Annotated in this window: 22 protein-coding genes and 1 pseudogene; 19 read left to right on the top strand and 4 right to left on the bottom strand. The window is 64.6% G+C overall.

Annotated elements, in window-relative coordinates; all coding sequences use genetic code 11:
• The 16 genes from QCE69_RS22815 to QCE69_RS22890 all read left to right on the top strand — a co-directional run bounded on the left by QCE69_RS22815 (position 1) and on the right by QCE69_RS22890 (position 11,613).
• On the top strand, positions 1-1,206 hold the full coding sequence (locus QCE69_RS22815; protein WP_309933169.1) for a tail fiber domain-containing protein: 1,206 nt from the start codon (positions 1-3) through the stop codon (positions 1,204-1,206).
• Positions 1,203-1,883, top strand: coding sequence for a phage minor tail protein L (locus QCE69_RS22820; protein ID WP_309933170.1), 681 nt, complete (start codon positions 1,203-1,205; stop codon positions 1,881-1,883). Before QCE69_RS22815 ends, QCE69_RS22820 begins: the two co-directional genes overlap by 4 nt.
• Positions 1,883-2,635, top strand: a complete 753-nt coding sequence (locus tag QCE69_RS22825; RefSeq protein ID WP_309933171.1) for a C40 family peptidase — start codon at positions 1,883-1,885, stop codon at positions 2,633-2,635. Before QCE69_RS22820 ends, QCE69_RS22825 begins: the two co-directional genes overlap by 1 nt.
• Positions 2,632-3,222 carry a tail assembly protein gene (locus QCE69_RS22830; RefSeq protein ID WP_309933172.1) on the top strand — a complete coding sequence of 197 codons (591 nt, stop codon included), beginning with the start codon at positions 2,632-2,634 and terminating at the stop codon, positions 3,220-3,222. Before QCE69_RS22825 ends, QCE69_RS22830 begins: the two co-directional genes overlap by 4 nt.
• 1 nt (position 3,223) lies before the next feature.
• The gene (locus tag QCE69_RS22835) at positions 3,224-6,616 is read left to right on the top strand and encodes a host specificity protein J (protein WP_309933173.1); all 3,393 of its coding nucleotides are present in this window, start codon (positions 3,224-3,226) and stop codon (positions 6,614-6,616) included.
• Entirely contained in the window at positions 6,616-6,903 is a 288-nt protein-coding gene (locus QCE69_RS22840) for a hypothetical protein (RefSeq protein WP_309933175.1), read from the top strand. Before QCE69_RS22835 ends, QCE69_RS22840 begins: the two co-directional genes overlap by 1 nt.
• On the top strand, positions 6,903-7,607 hold the full coding sequence (locus QCE69_RS22845) for a hypothetical protein (RefSeq protein ID WP_309933176.1): 705 nt from the start codon (positions 6,903-6,905) through the stop codon (positions 7,605-7,607). Before QCE69_RS22840 ends, QCE69_RS22845 begins: the two co-directional genes overlap by 1 nt.
• Before the next feature lie 11 nt (positions 7,608-7,618).
• The gene (locus QCE69_RS22850) at positions 7,619-7,927 is read left to right on the top strand and encodes a hypothetical protein (RefSeq protein WP_309933177.1); all 309 of its coding nucleotides are present in this window, start codon (positions 7,619-7,621) and stop codon (positions 7,925-7,927) included.
• A 78-nt stretch (positions 7,928-8,005) separates the two neighbouring features.
• Complete coding sequence (locus QCE69_RS22855) at positions 8,006-8,338, top strand: hypothetical protein (protein ID WP_309933178.1); 333 nt, start codon at positions 8,006-8,008, stop codon at positions 8,336-8,338.
• The gene (locus QCE69_RS22860; protein ID WP_309933179.1) at positions 8,325-8,864 is read left to right on the top strand and encodes a hypothetical protein; all 540 of its coding nucleotides are present in this window, start codon (positions 8,325-8,327) and stop codon (positions 8,862-8,864) included. Before QCE69_RS22855 ends, QCE69_RS22860 begins: the two co-directional genes overlap by 14 nt.
• 85 nt (positions 8,865-8,949) lie before the next feature.
• Positions 8,950-9,234, top strand: coding sequence for a hypothetical protein (locus tag QCE69_RS22865; RefSeq protein ID WP_309933181.1), 285 nt, complete (start codon positions 8,950-8,952; stop codon positions 9,232-9,234).
• Complete coding sequence (locus QCE69_RS22870) at positions 9,221-9,724, top strand: hypothetical protein (protein ID WP_309933182.1); 504 nt, start codon at positions 9,221-9,223, stop codon at positions 9,722-9,724. The genes QCE69_RS22865 and QCE69_RS22870 overlap by 14 nt, the downstream gene beginning before the upstream one ends.
• A complete protein-coding gene (locus QCE69_RS22875) occupies positions 9,721-10,104 on the top strand; it encodes a hypothetical protein (RefSeq protein WP_309933183.1) in 384 nt (127 codons plus the stop codon). Before QCE69_RS22870 ends, QCE69_RS22875 begins: the two co-directional genes overlap by 4 nt.
• Positions 10,097-10,240 carry a hypothetical protein gene (locus tag QCE69_RS22880; protein ID WP_309933185.1) on the top strand — a complete coding sequence of 48 codons (144 nt, stop codon included), beginning with the start codon at positions 10,097-10,099 and terminating at the stop codon, positions 10,238-10,240. Before QCE69_RS22875 ends, QCE69_RS22880 begins: the two co-directional genes overlap by 8 nt.
• A gap of 359 nt (positions 10,241-10,599) precedes the next feature.
• Positions 10,600-10,950: a hypothetical protein gene (locus QCE69_RS22885; protein ID WP_309933186.1), complete on the top strand. Its 351-nt coding sequence runs from the start codon at positions 10,600-10,602 to the stop codon at positions 10,948-10,950.
• Between the two features lie 417 nt (positions 10,951-11,367).
• Positions 11,368-11,613: a hypothetical protein gene (locus tag QCE69_RS22890; RefSeq protein ID WP_309933188.1), complete on the top strand. Its 246-nt coding sequence runs from the start codon at positions 11,368-11,370 to the stop codon at positions 11,611-11,613.
• A gap of 207 nt (positions 11,614-11,820) precedes the next feature.
• On the opposite strand, the gene QCE69_RS22895 is transcribed toward QCE69_RS22890, so the two are convergent.
• Positions 11,821-12,042: a hypothetical protein gene (locus tag QCE69_RS22895; protein ID WP_309933189.1), complete on the bottom strand. Its 222-nt coding sequence runs from the start codon at positions 12,040-12,042 to the stop codon at positions 11,821-11,823.
• Positions 12,043-12,309: 267 nt separating this feature from the next.
• On the opposite strand from QCE69_RS22895, the gene QCE69_RS22900 reads away from it, so the two are divergent.
• The gene (locus QCE69_RS22900) at positions 12,310-12,468 is read left to right on the top strand and encodes a hypothetical protein (protein ID WP_309933190.1); all 159 of its coding nucleotides are present in this window, start codon (positions 12,310-12,312) and stop codon (positions 12,466-12,468) included.
• A 40-nt stretch (positions 12,469-12,508) separates the two neighbouring features.
• Complete coding sequence (locus QCE69_RS22905; protein ID WP_309933192.1) at positions 12,509-12,709, top strand: hypothetical protein; 201 nt, start codon at positions 12,509-12,511, stop codon at positions 12,707-12,709.
• 29 nt (positions 12,710-12,738) lie between these two features.
• On the opposite strand, the gene QCE69_RS22910 is transcribed toward QCE69_RS22905, so the two are convergent.
• Positions 12,739-12,981, bottom strand: coding sequence for a hypothetical protein (locus QCE69_RS22910; protein WP_309933194.1), 243 nt, complete (start codon positions 12,979-12,981; stop codon positions 12,739-12,741).
• Positions 12,982-13,365: 384 nt separating this feature from the next.
• Between QCE69_RS22910 and QCE69_RS22915 the strand changes: the two are divergent.
• Positions 13,366-18,123 (top strand): annotated as a pseudogene (locus QCE69_RS22915) (autotransporter-associated beta strand repeat-containing protein); the annotation flags it as partial.
• Between the two features lie 86 nt (positions 18,124-18,209).
• Here QCE69_RS22915 and QCE69_RS22920 read toward each other — a convergent pair.
• Both QCE69_RS22920 and QCE69_RS22925 read right to left on the bottom strand, forming a co-directional pair.
• A complete protein-coding gene (locus tag QCE69_RS22920; protein ID WP_309933198.1) occupies positions 18,210-19,547 on the bottom strand; it encodes an APC family permease in 1,338 nt (445 codons plus the stop codon).
• A gap of 68 nt (positions 19,548-19,615) precedes the next feature.
• A complete protein-coding gene (locus QCE69_RS22925; protein WP_309933199.1) occupies positions 19,616-20,461 on the bottom strand; it encodes a carbon-nitrogen hydrolase family protein in 846 nt (281 codons plus the stop codon).
• Positions 20,462-20,465: the final 4 nt, after the last annotated feature.

Consider the following 20,465-nt stretch of genomic DNA (forward strand, 5'->3'; position numbering starts at 1 on the left):
ATGGCTACTCTCCAGAAAGTCAACCTCGGCACTCCGCCGACGGCGGTTGACGGCGACACCGTGCGCGGCGCAAACACGAAGGCCAACGCCAACGTCGACGTGCTGAACGCGCAGGCTGCGCTGACCAGCGCGGCGGCCACGATCACGACCGCCCAGGCGCTGACTGCGGCGCACGTCGGCAAACGCGTGAACATCAGCCTCGCCGCGGCCGGAACGATCAACGTTCCATCAGCGGCGACGATGGGCCTCGACGGCGTCGTGCATTTGCGCAACGTGGGCACGACGCTCGTCACGCTCGCGGTGGCGGCCGGTTCCGGCGATACGATCGCGCTTACGAAGCTTCGCGCCGGTGAGGCGGTGGATCTAGACTCCGACGGCGTGCACGCCATCGGCTGCCTGCTGCGCGGTCGCTCCTCGGCCGACGACGAGGTCGTAGCAGGCGCGCTGACGGTCGGGGGAGTGGTGTCGGCGACTGGCGCAATTTCTTCGGGCGGCGCGATCACCGCTGGCGGAACGGTCACTACGGGTGGCACGCTTGCCAGCCCCTCAGTCCAAGCGTTCACCATCAACGGTACGGAGCGTGCGCGGATCGACGCGAGTGGCTTCCTGCACGTCAACGAAACGACCGGTTGGATCGGAGCGCCGCTTTCCGTCCGCGCCACGTCTGTAGGTACTGCATGGGCCGTTTCCTCGTACGGCGCATATCAGTCCGGCGGTGGTTGCTACCTCGGCCGGGTCGAATCGCCTCAGTCGGGATTCGCTGGCTGGTTCTTCGGAAGCACGCAATGCGGCTCGATCACGACGCCAAACGGCGCGAGCACGAGCTACAACACGACTTCCGACTATCGCCTGAAGCAGAACTATGTGCCGATTCCGGAAGCCGCATCGGCGCTGAGCAGGATCAAGTTCTACCAGGGCGAATTCAAGTCTGTTCCCGGTGAAATCGCGCACTATGTCATCGCGCATGAACTGCAAGAGGTTGTTCCCTCTGCCGTCACTGGTGAAAAAGACGCCATGGGTGACTGGTATGCCGTCTATCGCGACGGATACGACCCGACGGATGTCCTACCGGAAGACATTGTCGGAGCGGAGCAGGAGATCGTCCCGCAGGCGGTGGATTACTCGAAGCTGGTTCCGCTGCTTGGCGCCGCGCTGCAGGAAGCGCTGGCGCGCATCGAGGCGCTTGAAGCCAGGGCAGCGGCATGACGATCGTCGCCGACATCCAGCAGCTTGAACCGGGGCGCCTGGTCGAGCTGTTCGAAGTCGACTGCACGTCGATCGACGGCGACCTGCTGCGCTTTCAGGGACATCTGCAAACCGCGTCGATCTTCTGGCAGGGGAACGAATACAAGCCGTGGCCGATTCAGGCGACCGGCTTCGAACACACGTCTGACGCGCAGCAGCCCGAGCCGAAGCTGACGGTCGCGAACGTCGACGGCACGATCTCGGCGCTGTGCGTGTATTTGGCCGACCTGGTCGGCGCCAAGGTGCGTCGCCGGTGCACGCTCAGCAAATACCTCGACGCGGTCAATTTTCCGGGCGGCAACCCGACGGCGGACCCGACCGAGGAGATGGCCACCGAGCTCTGGTACATCGAGCAGAAAAGCAGCGAGACGAACGTGCAGGTCGAGTTCACGCTGTCCAGCGCGCTCGACTTTGGCGGCCAGCAGCTGCCGGCGCGCCAGATCGTCACCATCTGCCAGTGGCAATACCGCGATGCTAATTGCGGTTACACGGGCTCGGCGTACTTCGATGCGAACGACCAGCCGGTGGGCGATCCCGCGCTCGACCGGTGCAGCAAACGGATCAGCGGCTGTGAATGCCGCTTCGGCGTCAACGAGCCGCTTAGTTTCGGCGGCTTCCTCAGCGACACCCTTTCCTGATGAACGAAGAGACGAAGAAAGCGATCGCGGATCACGCGCTCGCGGAACACCCGCGCGAGTCGTGCGGGCTCGTCGTGTTGCACGACGGGCTCGAGCGCTACGTTCCGTGTCGCAACCTTTCGGCCGCGCCCGGCGAGCACTTCGTGATGTCGCCCGAAGACTATGCGCTGGCCGAGGACATGGGTCCTATCGCCGCGGTCGTGCATTCGCATCCGGGCGCCCCGGCCCGGCCCAGCATGGCCGACAAGGCGATGGCCGAGAAGAGCGGCGTCAACACGTGGGTAATCGTTTCGGTGGGCGTCCAGCTTGACGGAACCATCGCCGTCGAAGGCTGGTGCGAGTTCGGTCCGAGCGGCTACGTCGCGCCGCTCATCGGCCGCGAGTGGGCGCACGGAACGCTCGACTGCTACAGCATCGTGCGGGACTGGTACCGGCTCGAGCGCGGCATCGACCTCCCGGACTTCGAGCGGGCGGATCGCTGGTGGGAGGACGGCGCGTCGAGCCTCTACATGGATCACTTCGCCGAGGCGGGCTTCGTCGACGTCGGTCAGGACGCCGACCTACAGCCGGGCGACGTGTTGCTGATGCAGATCCGCAGCAAGAACGATGTCCCGAACCACGCGGGCGTCTATCTCGGCGGCGGGGTGATGCTGCACCACATGCACGGCCGTCTGTCGGGACGCACGGTGTGGGGCGGCATGTGGGCGCACGCGCTGCGCACGGTGCTTCGTTACAAGGGAGAAGCGGCATGACCGAGAAGCTCCGCACGATTCGGCTGTATGGCGTGCTCGGCGCTCGCTTCGGCCGCGTGCATACGCTCGCGGTGTCGTCGACGGCCGAGGCGGTGCGCGCCCTCGGCGTGCTGCTGCCGGGCTTCCGCAAATTCATGCTGTGCGCGAAGGACAGTGGCCTGACGTTCGCTGTCTTCAACGGGCGCCGAAACCTGGCAGAGGAAGCACTCGAGCATCCTGTTGGCGATGAGGAAATTCGCATCGCGCCGGTCCTCATCGGCAGCAAGTCGGGCGGCCTGTTTCAGACCATCCTCGGCGCCGCGCTTATTGCTGTCGCGGTCGTCAACCCTGCCAGTTTCTTGACCGCGCCCGCGGCGGCGTCGCTGCTCGGATTGGGCGCGTCGATGGCGCTTGGGGGCGTCGTGCAGATGCTCAGCCCGCAGACGAGCGGGCTCGCGAGTTCGAGCGGCGACAACGGCACATCCTATTACTTCAACGGCCCAGTCAACAGCACTGCGCAAGGCGACGCGGTTCCGATCGTCTACGGTCGCATGCGGGTCGGGTCGAAGCGCATCAGCGGTGGAATTTACGCAGAGGATCAGGCCTGACATGCGCATTCAAGGTGCAAAAGGTGGCGGATCGGCAAGCACGCCGACGGAGTCGCCGGACAGTCTGCACTCGACCGCCTATGCGAAAGTGCTCGACGTCGTCTCTGAGGGTCCCATTGTCGGACTGGTCAACGGCCTGCAGTCCGTCTTCCTCGATGACACGCCCATCCAGAACAGCGACGGATCGACCAACTTCACGAACTACACCGTCGACTCGCGTCTGGGCACGCAGGATCAGACCTATATGGCCGGCTTCCCGGCCGTCGAGAACGAAGTAGCCGTTAGCGTCGCGCTCACGTCGGATACGCCGTGGGTCCATCAGATCAAGAACACGCAGCTGACGGCCGCGAGAATTCGCTTCGGCGTTCCAGCGCTTCAGCAGTCAAATGCAACGACCGGCGACGTCACCGGTTACCGGATCGAATACGCAATCGACGTAGCGACGGACGGCGGGGCATACGCGCAGGTGCTTGACGGCGCATTCGACGGCAAGACGACGTCGCTTTACGAGCGCAGTGTGCGCATCGAGCTTCCGGCTGCGACGACAGGCTGGCTCGTGCGAGTCCGGCGCATCACGCCGAACGCACACAGTTCGCTGATCGCTGATACGGTGAACATCGAGGCGATCACCGAGATCATTGACCGCAAACTGCGCTATCCGATGAGCGCGCTCGTTGGTCTCTCGTTCGATGCGCAGTCGTTCAGTTCCGTGCCGACCTGCTCATACGACATCAAGGGCGTCATCGTGCGGGTGCCGACGAATTACGACGCCGACCTTCGGACGTACGCCGGCACGTGGGACGGAACCTTCAAGACGGCGTGGACTGACAACCCGGCGTGGATCTTCTACGACCTGGTGCTGAACGGCCGCTACGGGCTCGGCAAGCTCGTCGATGCGTCGATGCTCGACAAGTGGAACCTGTATCAGATCTCGCAGTATTGCGACGTGATGGTATCGGACGGGAAGGGCGGGCAGGAGCCGCGATTCACCTGCAATGCCGTGATCCAGTCGCGCGCGGATGCCTACAAGGTCCTGCAGGATCTCGCGACGGTATTCCGTGGCATTGCCTACTGGGGGCCGGGTCAGGTCGTCGCGAACGCTGACATGCCGCAGGATCCCGAGTACGTCTACACGGCTGCGAACGTCGTCAATGGCGCCTTCGAATACGTTGGCTCCGCGCGCAAGACGCGCTACACCACCGCGTTGATCAGTTGGAACGACCCGGCAAACAGCTATCAGCAGGCCGTCGAGTACGTGCCAGACGAAGACGGCATGGCGCGCTATGGCGTGATGAAGGCCGAGATCACGGCGTTCGGCACGACTTCACAGGGGCAGGCGCATCGGCTCGGCCTGTGGACGCTCTTGACGAGCCGGTACGAAACGAACACGGTCTCCTTCCAGGTCGGTCTCGATGGCACGCTCTGTCCGCCAGGCACGGTTATCGCCGTGGCCGACCCGGCGAAGGCAGGGCGGCGCACCGGTGGCCGGATCCGCGCGGCAGCCGGGCGCGTCGTCACGCTCGACAAGGCGCCGTCGATCGCCGCCGGCGACACGCTGACCGTCATCCTGCCGACCGGGCTGGCGCAGAAACGGACCGTTCAGAGCGTGGCAGGCGATGCCGTCACTGTTTCCGATGTCTTCACGACGCCGCCGACAGCGGGCGCCATCTGGATGGTGGAGAGCGCTGACCTCGCGTCGCAGCTGTTCCGCGTCGTGAGCGTGCAGGAATCGGACGACGACGGCCAGATCACCTACACGATCAACGCGACGCAGTACGAGCCCGGAAAGTACGCGGCGATCGACAACGGCGCTGCCATTCAGGTACGCCCGATCACCGTCATCCCGCCGTCGGTGCAGCCGCCGCCGGCGAACGTGCGCGTGTCGACCTACTCGGTGGTCGATCAAGGCATCTCGAAGACCATCATGGTCATCGCGTGGGACGCCGCCTCGAATGCAGTGAACTACCTCCCCGAGTGGCGCAAGGACAACGGCGACTGGGTCTCGGCAAACCAGACTGGCGGCCTGCAGGTTGAGGTGAGCGGCATCTACCAGGGCACGTATCTGGCGCGCGTGCGCGCGCAGAACGCCCTGGGCGTGACGTCCATCCCGGCGTACGGCGTCGAAACCCAGTTGACGGGGAAGACGAGCCCGCCGCCGGCGCTGGTGTCGCTCACGACGACCACGCAGGTCTTCGCCATCCAACTGGACTGGGCTTTCCCGGCCGACGGCTCCGCGGGGGACACGGCATACACGGACGTCTGGTACAGCAAGACGAACGATCGCGACACCGCGACCCGCCTTTCGCTCTATCCGTATCCGCAGGCTCGCGCGAATCTGATGGGGCTCGCTGCGGGCCAGTCGTTCTATTTCTGGGCGCGCCTGGTCGACACGACAGGCAACATCGGGCCGTGGTATCCGACCACGGCGCAGGGCGTGCTGGGGCAAAGCAGCAGCGACGCGACGGAGATCCTCTCGTATCTGACTGGCCAGATCACGGCCACGCAGCTCGCACAGGATCTGCTGTCCGACATCCAGGCAATTCCTGATCTTCAGCAGACTGTCGAGGAGACCGCGGCCGCGATCACGCAGGAGTCGCAGACCCGCTCGGATGCGGATAGCGCGCTGTCCGAGCGCCTCGACGTCGTCAGCGCGCAGGTGCTGTTGCCCCCGCTGGCGGGAAGCACCGGTGACTACGCAGGTTCGACGCAGATCTACGCAGGCGTGTGGTCCGAGCAGAGCGCGCGCGCTGAGGCGGACCTTGCCCTTGCGAAGAACGTCGAGACAGTAACGGCGCAAATCACGTCGAACAATTCGACGCTGATCGCCGCAATTCAAACAGAGACACAGGCGCGCGTCGACGCTGACAGTGCGCAAGCGTCGCAGATCACGACGATCCAGTCGACGGCGAACGGTGCGCAGGCGCTCGCGCAGACCGCATCGAACTCGTACGCGGACATCAACGGCCGCGTTGCGGCGTCGTATCAGATCAAGACGCAGATCACCGCGAATGGCCGCACGTACATCGCCGGAATCGGCGTGGGCGTCGACAACACGAGCGGCACCGTCGAATCGCAGGTGCTCGTCGCTGCGAGCCGCTTCGCAGTGCTCGACCCGAACGGATCGGCGGTCAGCGCGCCGTTTGTGATCCAAGGCGGCCAGACGTTCCTCAATCAGGCGTTCATCGGCACCGGCTGGATCACCAACGCGATGATTGGCGACACAATCCAGAGCAACAACTTCGTGTCCGGGCAGCAGGGCTGGCAGATTAACAAGGCGGGCTCGTTCGAGATCAACGGCACCGGCGGCGGCGGCCGCAATCTGCTCAACGCGAACGGCCAACAGGTCTATGACCCGGCAGGCACGCTGCGCGTGCGGCTTGGATACATCCCCTGATGGCCTACGGACTTGAGTGCTACGACTCAGCCGGTAACCCCGTGCTGAAGGTCACGGATCGCATCACGCGGTTCGCTGGGCAGTTCGACACCGGCACGGCGTCAGGATCGCTCTCTGTGCCGGTGTTCTCGAACGGAACGCCCTGGTTCACCGTTCGCGACATTGATCCGTTCTCGCAGTCGACCGTGCCGCCGTCCGTGTCGATCAGCGGAAGCACGATCAGTTGGACGTTTCCGGCGACCTCCTATCCGAACCGGTCGGTCCGTGTGCTGTATGGGGTGTTTTGATGGCTGACTTCGGCCTGCAGGTGCTGAATGCGTCGGGCAACGTCCAGATCGACAGCACCTTCAAGAATCTGGGTCTGCGCGAGAAGGGCACGGTTGTTTCCGGCGGTTCGCCGTCGGGTGGCACTGGTTGGTATCTCGCGACGCTCACCGTGAGCGCGGGCATCAGCCCGCTGATCGCGTGGCGCTCGTCCGGCAAGTGCTATCTCCGCTACTCGACGGTCTCTGGAAGCAGCATCACCTACTACTTCCATTGCCAGGGCGCCGGTGTGAGCGTGCAGTACTGGATCTTCGACGATCTGGCGACTGCAACGCTGTCCGGGAACTATGGGCTGCAGGTCTTCAACAGCGCGGGCGGGCTCGTCTTCGACTCGCGCACGAAGTACATGCGGGTGGTTGATACGCTGAGTTCGCCCGGCGGCCTATCGGGTGAGCCGATGGACACGGGCATCACGCGCAGCTACGCGGGGACGCCGGCTGTGGTGCAAGGACAGCTGCGCTACATCGTCCAGAACAACGGCACGGGAACGGGCAATCCCGTCACTGTCATCAGCGTTTTGACCCTGCCGGCGGTGTCGTTCTCGGGGTCCAGTGTCACGTGGAAAACAGACAACCCAGCGACATCAACCTTCACCGGGCAAACGGTCCCTGAGAGCCAGATGCACCTGCCATACGATTATCTGGTTCTCGACGTCTCGAACATCTAGGAGAGCAGCACATGGCAATCATCATCGACTACGTCACGCCCGGCACTGGCGCGACGGCGGCCTATCACGTCGTGCAACAGGTGACCATCGACTATCGCAATGCGCGCAGCGCCGCGCAGCTCGAGTCGTTCGTGAGCAAGGAGACGTACGACGACGGTAAGCAACCGGTGTTCAGCCAGTCGATCGAGTTCGCTGAACTGCCGACGGATGGCGTCGCCCCGCGCGCGTATGCCGAGCAGAAGATCGTCGCGGCAGCCGATGACAAGACGTCGCCGACCGCGGCGCGGCAGTACTTCATCGGCGCCCAGATCGCCGAGTAAGAGCAGGCCAAATAGGAGCGAGCCGCCTTCGGGCGGCTTTTTTATGCCCGGACGACCGGCGTGAGTACGAGGAACGACATGTCTTTGCCTGAATGGTCACAGAACACGGGAATGGGCGCGCTTGGCGCGCTGGCGTTCCGGTGGATCTGGCAGGAGGTGCGGAGCCGCCGCAAAGACATTCAGATCGATCAGTCAGAGGCGCTCGCCCTCAAAAACATGAGGGACGAAATCGCGCGTCTGACGGAGCGTATCGATTCGCTGGAGAAGAAGCTCGACGAGCGCGATGTGGAAGTCGAAGCCGAGCGGAAGCTCCGGCGCATCGCGGAGAACGAGCTCGACCAGGAGAAGCGGCGCAGTGCCGCGCTCGAGGATCGAATCGCTGAACTGGAGAGCGAAATTGCCAAATCTTAGTCAGTGGTGGCGCGCGAGCAAACTGCTCATCGCCGTTTGCCTGCTGGTGCTCGTCGCCGGCTTCGCGGGCGCGCAATGGCAGTCACGCGCGGATGCGGACGAGCGGGCCGTGCTGATCAGTCGGTTTCCGACCGTTCGCGCGGACGAACGCAGGGCATGCGAGCGCGAGTTCACTGCCAAGGTTGCCGGGCTCGAAGGGATGAATCAGCAGGCGACCCAGGCGCTGAGCGACATCCGCGCCCAGATGGAAGACACGCACGAGGTCGTCGCGTACACGCTGCGCTTCCTCGGCGACCGCGCGAAGGTGACCGACGCGCGGCAGGCGGCGCTAATCAAGCAGGCCCGGCAGGCCGCGGCGGCCGCCACGGTTGCGGCACAGAAAACCGAAGCCGTCGAGCAGAAGGTCACGGTCGCGACCGCGAAGGCTGTCGAGGCCGCGAGCACGGCGAAGGCCGTCGACAAGAAGCTGGACACCGCCGTGCAGCCGCCGCTGCCGCCGCAGCCGTGGGTAGGAAACCGCCGCTGATCTTCTCGTTATCGGTATTTCGATAACGGCAACAGTTACCACTCCGCCCGGCCGCGCGCCGGGCTTTTTCATTTCTGGAGGGCACATGCCTCTCATCCCATTCACCCGCTGGCGGCTGACGCTGGCCACCGGGTGGCAGAAGCTGCACACGAAGGGAACCGTCATCGCGGGCGCCGCGTTCACTGCGCTCGCCGGCGCAGGCCCGCTCATCTCGCAGGCGTGGTCCGGCATGCCGCGCGAACTGCGCGACGTGATCCCGCAGAACGTGCAGCAGTGGATCGCATACACGATCTTCGGGCTGACGTTCATCGCCATCCGTTACACGTCGGTGCATCGCGCGCCGAAGGAGGCCGGCGATGGAACTCAGTGACGTCATCCGCGCGGCGGTCGCGCCGGCACTCGCGATCTTGCCGTATCAGATGGACACCGGCGAAGCGCGCGTCATGCTGCTGAGCATCGGGCTGCAGGAATCGCGCTTCGCGACGCGGCAGCAGATGGGCGGCGGCCCGGCGCGCGGCTTCTGGCAGTGCGAGCAGGGCACGCAGGCGAGCCGCGGCGGAATCTGGGGCTTCTATCTGCATCCGTCGAGCCGGTATTGGCTGAGCGTGCTCTGCAAGGCGCGCGGCGTTGCCTTCGATCCGGTTGCGATCTACGGCGCGCTCGACAAGGACGACGTGCTCGCCGCCGGCGTCGCGCGGCTCGGCCTCTTTACTGATCCGAAACGGCTGCCGGAGATCGACGACGCAGTCGGATCGTGGGCGCTGTACCAGCGCGTCTGGCGCCCTGGCAAACCGAAGCCCGAAACGTGGCCCGCGCTCCACGCGCAGGCCGTCGTGGCTGTCACCGGAGAAATCGCATGATCGAACTCGTGATGAAGCTTGGGCCGTGGATCGGCATGGGCCTCGCCGCGGCGTGGGCGTTGTTCACGCACATGAGCGCCAAGACGAAGGTGGTGGACGCTCAGCTGCAGGCGCAGGCCGGCGTGGCGGCCGCGAAGGCGATGCAACAGGTGGCAGAAGACAACCTCAACGCGCGCAAGACGGCCGATGTACAGGCGGACGCCGATGTGGCAAAGACTGCGGCCACGGCCGCGCAGGAGCGAACCGATGTGGAAAACTCTCAAGCTGCTCTCGACGACGCTGCTGCTCGCGCTGAGCTTCTCAAGCTGCTCCACGGCTCCGGCGCCGACAACCCCGGTTCAGGTCAAGGAAGTGCCGGGACCGACCCGGGTCGTGGATAACTCCTGCCTGTACTTCAAGCCAGAGACGCCGAGCGATGCCGACGTCATGGCGATGTCGCGGCCTTTTCTCGACCAGGTGACCGCGAACCTGAAGATGGGCGCCAAACACTGCGGCTGGAAGCTGGGCGAGAAATGAAAAAGCCCGGCGCGCGGCTGGGCAAGCCGTAAAAAAGGGCCCGCCACGAGGGCGGGCGTTAGTTCCCGCGAGCTCAGGGACAAGTGAGCCCACCTGCAGTCTCCGACAAGAGATATGTGCGGTATGTTTGGATGGCCGCAGATAGCGCGAGGCGAACTGCCAATAAAGTTTGTAGGTCGCGGACCTGCGTCTTTTTGGCGAAGCAGCTCCTGCTTCAACCTTCGAACCGATCCAGTACTGGCCCCGACCGTCCGGCCTAACAATGATGTCGGTCCGATCATAGATAACAGCCGTTGACGTCTCTGTGGGTGGACAGAATCTAGACTATGATTCTGTTTCCCAAGGCGAATGGAGCGGGTATGTCTAAAGCACCAGCTGGACCGTGCGAGGCTGCACTCGTCGCTGAGACAACGGCGGACGGCATGCTGTTCTTCCTGACGAATCGAGACAAAGAGTTTTTTGCTCGCTTTGTGCGGTCAGAATCTGACGGCCTATGGACGTTTATGTTGATGAGCCGAGGTGGGAAAGTCGGGACGTTTGGCTACCGGCCTCCCTCGCTCGTCCTTTCCGTCGAGGGCGTTGTAAGAGTTTTCAATAAAACCCCGCACGGGCAGGAATTTCTTCATAAGGCGTCGCGGGAAGCGTTGGCGGCATCGCTTCGGGCTGCGCCAGGCAGTCTGGACCTGTCGCGGCACGACAGCGCTCCTTGATCGCCCCGTCGGGCCCACCAGTGCGCTCGGGCGAATAGTCACGGCAGATGGAATTTGTGAGATGCGGAATTTGTAATGGCTTATGGACGTTCAAGCACGGATTACGTCATATCACCCCGGGGACGACGGGCCACAGGGCAAACATCGGTTCGAGTTCGAAGTCAGCGATTCTCAAAACGAGCCATTTCTGAATTCGATTACTCTCCAAACAGCGCAAATGCTGGCGACGGAGTTGATTTTAACGACAGCGTTCGGGCAGATGCTTGCGGCGATAGTGAATACCGGAGAGGGATACTTCGAAGCGTTGGTTGGGCGGATATTCAGGCACCTCTAGGGAACGCGTAGGAGGGTGAATTTGTCGCTGCCTAATGCTGTTGGGCATGGATCGCATAGCTCGTACGAATCTTGCGGAGTCGTATGCAGACCATGACCGCCTGTACAGGCTACTTCAAAATGCCTACCCGCTCTCGTTATCGCCGAAATCGCCGACCGAAACCGGCCTCGCTGAATTATGAAAATATGATGGAGGCTACAGTCCTCAATCGACAGAGGGTCTTCGAGGAGCGGACGCAAATGTATGACGTGTTAATCATCATCGGTGTTGGGATTGCCATGCTGGGCTTGCCATCGGTCTTCCTGATGTTTTGGATTCTCGGTACGTGAAGCCGAAACGTAATCGAAAATAGGCATTCAGAGGCGTAGGGGAGCGCGTTGCTATGCCGACAACGCGGTCACAAGAACGTGACGATACTCGCAGCGACATCCGAGCCCTTCCTTAACTGGCATCGATGAGACGAGGGTCGCCGCAAAAATCGACTGATAGCTTGTGGCCCGCGTTGGCGAGAAAGTCGCTAGTGCAGTCCACCAAAATTATTCAGTTATAAACACCTCCACTCTCGGAGGGCCAGCGAGTTGGAACGAGTGGATGCGGCAAGCACGAACATCCATCAATAGCTGTTCGATCACGTCGGACTGATCCAGTCGCCCCTCAACTTCGACAACGCGCCGGCCTTGCGCCTCTTTGCGCAACTCACGCTGCAATTGCAGCAGCCGACTGAGCGCGCGACGGCGCGTCATGAAGATCCGTTCCATTTAAGCGAATCCTTACAATTCGCTAAGATATTATCATTGATGTATCCCCTTTAATGTAGCCCCGTCAGAGGTCAGCAAAGCCGCACAGCCCTGCCGTGCGTTCGCGCTTTGCGTTGAGCCTAACAAGTCTAAATTTAAAAAGCGCTCTCGTAAGATCGTACAATTCTTGCTATGAAGGGAGTACTGACAACAATCGCCCATCCAGGCCGCACGGATATGGCTGTTCGTTCTCGCTATCGTCGCTTCCGTCGATCGAAGCCAGCGTCCATGAATTACGACAACATTGTTGAGGCCTCGGTCCTCGCCCGCCAACAGGCTTTCGAAGCAAAGATGCAGAAGTACGACCTATTCATTCTTTCGGGAGTCGGCATTGCCATACTGGGACTTCCAGCCGCGCTCTTTCTGGTCTGGCTTGTGACGGAGTAGGGCAGATGCAACTTTACGAAGTGCACGAGGGGGCAACTACATGGTGACGAAATTCCGCCGCCGTGAAGCGGACCGTGCCTCTCTTACCTACGACCGCCTCGTGATGGATCCGACGCTGGAACGATGGAAAGCGTTCGAGCAGCGACTACATGGATTCGATGTTGCAATCATCATCGGCTTAGGGATCGCTGTGCTTGGTTTGCCGGCCGTGTTTTTGATCCTGTGGGTTCTCCGTACCTAACGTAGGTGGAGAGAAACGTGGCTCAAGCGTCAGCGGCTCAGCGCCAACTCCAGTTCGTCCCGATGCTTCTCGACATACTCTCGAGCCCATCTCACGGACTCATACTCCACCGCCAGGCTGGAGCCCGCGATGATGGGGCTAACGAGTGAAGTCCTTGGTATCTCGCCGGAGTGCTGATAATCATTGATGCGCGAGAAGTGAAGGATGCAATGCCATCCGTAGGCTTTTTGCTCCGGAACGCATTCGACAAAGTAGGCACCGGCTTTATACATGGACGGTCTCCGATGTAAGTGGAGTGCGTCCAGCAATCGTCGCACCGAAGCTACGCTTCGTCGCGATGCCTACGATTTGGCACGTCGCCGACCGCCGGCTGGAAGACGCCGAGCTCGGGCCGCCCCGCGTAGAGCGGGCACCACGTCGACGTCGCCGCCATCCCTACCCCTTCCGAATTACTGTATGGATGTACAGTATTGCGCTAAGCGCTACAAAAGCGCTTCGGCCGTTATCCTAATGGTTTCCGTCGTGGATCGCGTGTTTAAAACTACACGTAAGTATCTGATTCTATTCGAACGAAACGGTCATATTTTGTTCCTTTAGAAACGAGCAAAAGGGTCGGTAAATGCCTAATTGAATTGCTTTTTTCTTCGATTGTGAGGACATACACCGGCGGCACGACGATCAACGCGGGCGGCATTGCACTGGGCGCTACCGGCAGTCTCGCTCCGACAGGCGCGATCGATCTCGCGGGAACGGGCGCATCGCTCGATCTGAGCAACGCAGGCGGTGCGCAGACAATCGGCGCGTTGAGCGGCGTCGGCGGGACGTCGGTGCTGCTGGGCGCGAACCCGTTGACCTTCGGCGACGCCACCAACGCCACCTTCGGCGGCACGATCAGCGGCACGGCCGGCGTGACCAAGAACGGCACAGGCACCGAAACGCTGACCGGCGCCAACACCTTCACCGGCGGCACGACGATCAACGCCGGAACACTCGCGCTGGGCGCAGGCGGCAGTCTGGCCGCGACCGGCGCGCTGAATCTCGCCGCGAACACCGGCTTCGACATCAGCGGCGCCAGCGGACCGCAGACCGTCGGCGCGTTGAACGGCGCGGCGGGTTCGGCTATCGGCCTGGGCAACAACACACTCGCATTCGGCGACGTCGCCAACGGCACCTTCGCGGGCACGATCAACGGCGCGGGCGGCATCGTCAAGAACGGCGCGGGCACCGAAACGCTCACCGCCGCCAACACCTTCACCGGCGGCACGACCATCAACGCCGGAACGCTCGCACTGGGCGCGGGCGGCAGCCTGTCGCCGACCGGCATCGTCGATCTGGTGAACGCGGGCGCGGCGCTCGACGTGAGCGGCGCCACGACGGCGCCGGCAATCGGCTCGCTCGCGGGCGCGGCCGGCACCAACGTGACGCTCGGCGCCAACACGCTGCAACTCGGCGACGCGAACAACGCCACCTTCGGCGGCACGATCTCCGGCACCGGCGGCCTGGTCAAGACGGGCGCGGGCACCGAAACCCTCACCGGCGCCAACACCTTCACCGGCGGCGCGACGATCAATGCAGGCACGCTCGCGCTGGGCGCGGGCGGCAGCCTCACGCCGACAACCTCGGTGACGCTGACCGGCCCCGGCGCGGGCTTCGACATCGGCGGGGCGAGCGGACCGCAGACGATCGGCGCGCTGAACGGCGTGAGCGGCTCCGTCGTGGGCCTCGGCAACAACACGCTCACGTTCGGCACCGCCGCCGACGGCACCTTCGCCGGAGCAATCGACGGCGCGGGCGGCATCGTCAAGAACGGCGCGGGCACGCAGACGCTGACCGGCGCGAACACCTTCACCGGCGGCACGACGGTCAATGCCGGCACCATCGCGGTCGGCGCGGGCGGCAGCCTGGCATCGACCGGCGCGGTGAATCTCGCGAACGCCGGCACCGCGCTCGATGTGAGCGGCGCAGGCGCGCCGCAGACCATCGGCGCGCTGAGCGGCGTCGGCGGCACCTCGGTCGCACTCGGCGGCAATACGCTGACCTTCGGCGATGCCGGCGACGCCACCTTCAACGGCACGATCGGCGGGACGGGCGGCATCGTCAAGCAAGGCACGGGCACGGAAACGCTCACCGCGGCGCAGACCTTCACGGGCGGCGCCAACATCGGCGCAGGCAGGCTGGTGCTCGCGGGCGCGGGCGACCTCGCCGCGGGCAGCGCGGTCAATCTGTCGGGTACCGGCGCCGATCTCGACCTGAGCGCCGCGAACGGCCCGCGTACGATCGGCGCGCTGAGCGGCGTCGGCGGCACTGCGGTCACGCTCGGCAACACCGCGCTGACGCTCGGCGACGCCAACAGCACCACTTTCGGCGGCGCGATCAACGGCACCGGCGGCGTCACCAAGGACGGGAGCGGCACGCTCACGCTCACCGGCGGCAACACCTTCACCGGCGGCACCACCGTGAACGCGGGCACCATTGCGGTCGGCGCGGGCGGCAGCCTGGCATCGACCGGCGCGGTCAACCTCGCGAACGCCGGCACCGCGCTCGATGTCAGCGGCGCGGACACGCCGCAAACCATCGGCGCGCTGAGCGGCGTGGGCGGCACCTCGGTCGCGCTGGGCGGCAACACGCTGGCCTTCGGCGATGCGGGCAACACCACCTTCGGCGGCACGATCGGCGGGACGGGCGGCATCGTCAAGCAAGGCAGCGGCACGCAGACGCTCACGGGCGCGCAGACCTTCACCGGCAACACGACGATCAACGCCGGCACGCTCGCACTCGGCGCAGGCGGCTCGCTGGACAGCGCGAGCATCGTCGATATCGGCCAGCCCGGCGCAACGCTCGACGTAAGCGGCGCCAGCACGAATCCGACGCTCGGCGGGCTCTCGGGCGTCGCGGGCGGCAGCGTGCTGTTGGGCTCGCACAGCCTGAATCTCGCGGTCAACGGCAATTCGGTCTACGGCGGCACCATCAGCGGCACGGGCGGCATCGTGAAGACAGGCACGGGCTCGCAGACGCTCGACGGCGCCAATACCTTCACCGGCGGCACCTCTCTCGCGGGCGGCACGCTCGTGCTCGGCAATACCGGCGCGCTCGGCTCCGGCGGCCTCAGCGTCGATGCCCCGTCGACGCTGGATACCTCCACGGCGCTCACCATCGGCAACGCGGTCACGCTGAACACGGGCGCGACCTTCGGCGGCAGCAACGATCTCACGCTGACCTCGCCGGTGACGGGCGGCGGCGGCATCACCAAGGACGGCGCCGCCAACCTGACCCTCGCCGGCAACAACAGCTACGGCGGCGGCACCACGCTCAACAGCGGCTCGATCACCGCGAACACCGGCACCGCGCTCGGCAGCGGCATTGTCACGCTCAACGGCGGCACGCTCAACACGGGCACCACGCAAGTAGCGATCTCGACCCTCAACGGCGTGTCCGGATCGGCGGTCAACGTGGGCACGGGTGGCATCGCGGTGGGCGGCGGCGACTACGGCGGCACCATCGGCGGCGCGGGCGGCGTGACCAAGACGAGTCCCGGCACGCTCACGCTCACCGGCGAGAACACCTACACGGGCGGCACGACCATCAACAGCGGCACGCTGCAAGTGGGCAACGGCGGCACCAGCGGCAGCATCACCGGTCCAATCAACAACAACGGTTCGCTGGTGTTCAACAGCTCGGGCAACGTGACCTATGGCGGCAGCATCAGCGGCAGCGGCACGGTGACGAAGGTCGGCGACGGCACGCTGTCGCTGACCGGCAACAACACGAGCACTGGCCCGGTGGCGGTGGGCGGCGGCACGCTCGACGTCGCCGGCGCGATGCCCGCCGCACCCGTGACGGTCGGTTCGGGCGGCACGGTGTCGGGCAGCGGCACGGTCGGCAGCGTCGTGGTCCACGACGGCGGCACGGCTGCCGCGACGACGCCCGGACAGGCGCTCAACGTCGCCGGCAACGTCACCTTCGAACCCGGCTCGAACTACAACGTCGGCGCGAATCCGCAGCAGCAGAGCGGCAAGATCCTGGCGGGCGGCACGACGACGATCCAGGGCGGCACCGTCAACGTGCAGGCAGGCGGCGGCAAGTGGGGGCTCGACAACAACTACACCATCCTCACCTCGCAGGGCGGCGTGAACGGGACCTTCACCAACGCGACGTCGAACCTGGTGTTCCTCACGCCGACGCTCGGCTACGACGCCAACAACGTGTATCTGTCGCTGGTGCCGAACGGCGTGCTGTTCCCGTCGATCGCGGCGACGCCGAACCAGCGCGCGGCGGCCACGGCCATCGCCCAGCTCGGCGTCGGCAATCCGGTGTTCGACGCCATCTTCCTGTCCGATGCGCCGAGCGCCCGCTGGGGCTTCGCGACGCTCGCGGGCGAGATCTACGCAAGCACGCGCAGCATGCTGGTCGACGACAGCCGCCTCTTGCGCGACGCCGTCACCGACCGTCTGCGCCGCGGCCTCTCGCCGGAGGACGGACCGCTGGCGGCGCTGTCGTCATCGCAAGGCGCGATGTGCGACGACACCTCGACGAACGCGGCCGGCACGACGCATCGCGGCTCCAGCGCGGCCTGCGCCGAGCGCGCGCCGTGGCGGCCGACGGTCTGGGCGCAGGGCTATGGCGCGCATGACCGGCTGAACGGCCCGAGCGGCGTATCCGATGTGACGCAGACCACCAGCGGCTTCTTCGCCGGCGTCGATACGGCGGTGAACGATCACTGGCGCGTGGGCGCGGCGGCGGGCTTCGGTCACGGCTCGATCAGCGACGACCTCAACGCCAGCGCTTCGGTGGACAGCTATCACCTTGCGCTGTACGGCGGTGCGCAGTACGGCCCGCTGGGCGTGCGCATGGGTGGCGGCTACTCGTGGAATCATGCGGACACGGATCGCACGATCGGCTTCTCGGGCTTCAACGCGAAGGAAAGCTCGGGTCAGACGACCAGGATCGGACAGGTCTTCGGCGAGGTGGGTTATGGCATCGCGGCGGGACCGGTCGCGGTGGAACCGTTCGCCGCGCTCGCTTACGTGAACGTGTCTTCGGACGGCTTCGAAGAGAGCGGGCCGGCCGCGCTCAAGGGCGACTCCGACAATCAGGGCATCACCTATTCGACGCTCGGCGCACGGGCCGCATGGCGCTTCTATCCCGGCGCACGCGGCATGCTGACTGCACGTGCGATGGCCGGCTGGCGGCATGCGATGGGCGATACCACGCCGGTCTCGCGTGTGGCGTTCGTCGCGGGCGGCAGCGCGTTCGACGTGACTGGCGTGCCGATCGCGCGGGATGCCGCTGTGGTGGAACTGGGCGTGGATGCCGCGATCACGAAGAACCTGAGCTTTGGCGTGCAGTACTCCGGCCAGTATGGCGGCGGTGCGCAGGATCACACGCTGACGGGGAATTTGCAGTGGAAGTTCTGATGAGCGGCGCGCCCTGGGTCTCGCGAGGGCGCGCTGTGTCGAGCCTGGCTTTTCTTCGGGAAGCCCAGCTGGCAGGCGCGCTTGCCCTACAGCGCCACTTCCGGCGGCGCCTGCCGGAAGAACTTCGTGATCCAGCACAGGTAAGCGATCCCCACCACGAACCAGACTGCGCCGAGCACGAGCGCCCGCGTTTCCAGGCTCGCGAGCAGCCAGATATCGGCGATGGCGCCAATGGCCGGAAACACCAGTCCGCCCAGCATGCCGATACGGCGTTCGCCATGATTCCCTGACAGCCAGATGCGGATCACGCAGAGATTGACGGCCGTGAACGCGAGGAACGCGCCGAAGTTGATGAACGACGTCGATGTCGCGACATCCATCTTCAACGCGATCAAGCCGACCACGCCCGCAATCGCGATGTTGAACGCCGGCGTCTTGAAGCGCGGATGCACGAACCCGAAGATGCGTCGTGGCAGGATCTCGTCGCGTCCCATCGCATACAGCAGGCGGCCGACGCTCGCTTGCGCCGAAATGCCCGAAGCGAACTGCGCGAGAATCAGCCCTGCGAGGAACACGCTCACGAAGAGATCGCCGCCGATCATCTTCGCGACCTCGAACGCCGCCGAATCCGTATCCTTGAATTCGACGCCGGGGTGCGCGAGCTGCATCGTCCAGGCGGCAATCACGAAGATGGCGCCGCCGATCAACGCAATCAGCACGATGGCGCGCGGCATGTTCTTCTTCGGTTCGATGGTTTCCTCCGTGAGCGTGGACACCGCGTCGAAGCCGAGATACGAATAGGCGGCAATCGCGGCGCCCGCCATCGTCACGCCGAGCGGCACATGCGGCTTGAAGAACGGCTCGGCCATCGCGATGCCGCCCGGCCCGGCAACCGCTGCGGCGTAATGCCAGCAGAGCGCGACGAACAGCGCGACGATCACGAGCTGCACGATCATCAGCACGATGTTGAAGCGCGCCGCCAGTTCGATGCCGACGATGTTCAGTCCGCTCGTCAGCACGATGAACGCGACGATCCACACCCACGACGGCACATGCGGGAACGCGGCGTTGAGATAGGCCGCGCCGATCAGCCAGATCACCATCGGCAGGAAGAAATAGTCGAGCAGCGTCGCCCAGCCGATCATGAAGCCGAGATGCGCGTTGAAGGTCTTGCGCGTGTAGGTGTAGGCCGAGCCCGCCACCGGAAAGAGCCGTGCGAGCTTGCCATAGCTCAGGGCCGTGAAGACGATCGCGATGAGTGCGAGCAGATAGGCGAGGGCGGCCGTGTCGCCGCTGGCTTTGGCGAGCACGCCATAGGTGCCGTACACGATCAGCGGCGCCATGTAGGCCAGGCCGAACAGCAGCACCGACGGCAAGCCGAGCGTGCGTTTCAGATGCGTGGGTTCGGAAGATGAAGTCTGCATGGTGTCTCCTGGCCGCGGCGGCGGCCGGTGGTGTTGTGATTCTGTGATTCGACCAGCGTGTCGTGCGGTCAGCCTGCTTTGCGGGCGCGCGCGTCGATCAACAGCGAACGGGTGCCGTCGGCTTCCTGGACGGCTGTCAGACCAAGCGCAACGCGCGCGTCATGGTGGTAGTTGTAGTGCTCGCGGCTGGCTTCGAGTCGCTTCAGGTCGATGTCCGTTTTCGTCACGGTCTCCGCGCCGCCCAGTTCGACGACGGTTTCGCCGAAAGGATCGATGAGCGCGGACAAGCCGGGGAACGTCAACGCTTCATCGCCCGAGCCGCAGCGATTGACCATGAGCGCGAACATCTGGTTTTCCATCGCGCGCGCGGCGATGGCGCGGCGATGCACCGGACCGAACGGATCCATGTTGCCGTTCGTCACGAGCAACAGGTCCGCATCCAGCGCGCCAATCGCACGCGCGGTCTCGGGAAACTCGATGTCGTAGCAGATCAGCAGGCCCACTGTGAGGCCGTTCCACATGCAGGTGGAGAAGCGGTCGCCCGGCGTGTAGATGCCAATGTCCGACGCCCACAAATGCGTCTTGCGATAACGCAGCGCAATCTCGCCGTGTTCGTCGATGAGGACTGTCGTGTTGTGCAAACGCGCGCCTTCGCGCTCTGTGAATCCCACCGCTGCGGCCACGCGGCGTTGACGTGCGGCGTCGCGCACCGCGGTCAACGCGGGGCCGTCGAGCGCCTGCGCCAATTGCGCCACGTTCTCGCGCACCGGAAAGCCCGACAGCGTGGTCTCGGGAAACACGATCAGCTTCGTGCCGCCGGAGGTGTCGGCGTTCGAGATCGTCTGCACGACCTTGCGCGTGTTGTGCGCGAGATCGCCGTCGATCAGTTGCAGTTGCGCCAGCTCCACTTGCATTGCC

This window comes from Caballeronia sp. LZ032 (assembly GCF_031451315.1).
Lineage (GTDB): Bacteria > Pseudomonadota > Gammaproteobacteria > Burkholderiales > Burkholderiaceae > Caballeronia.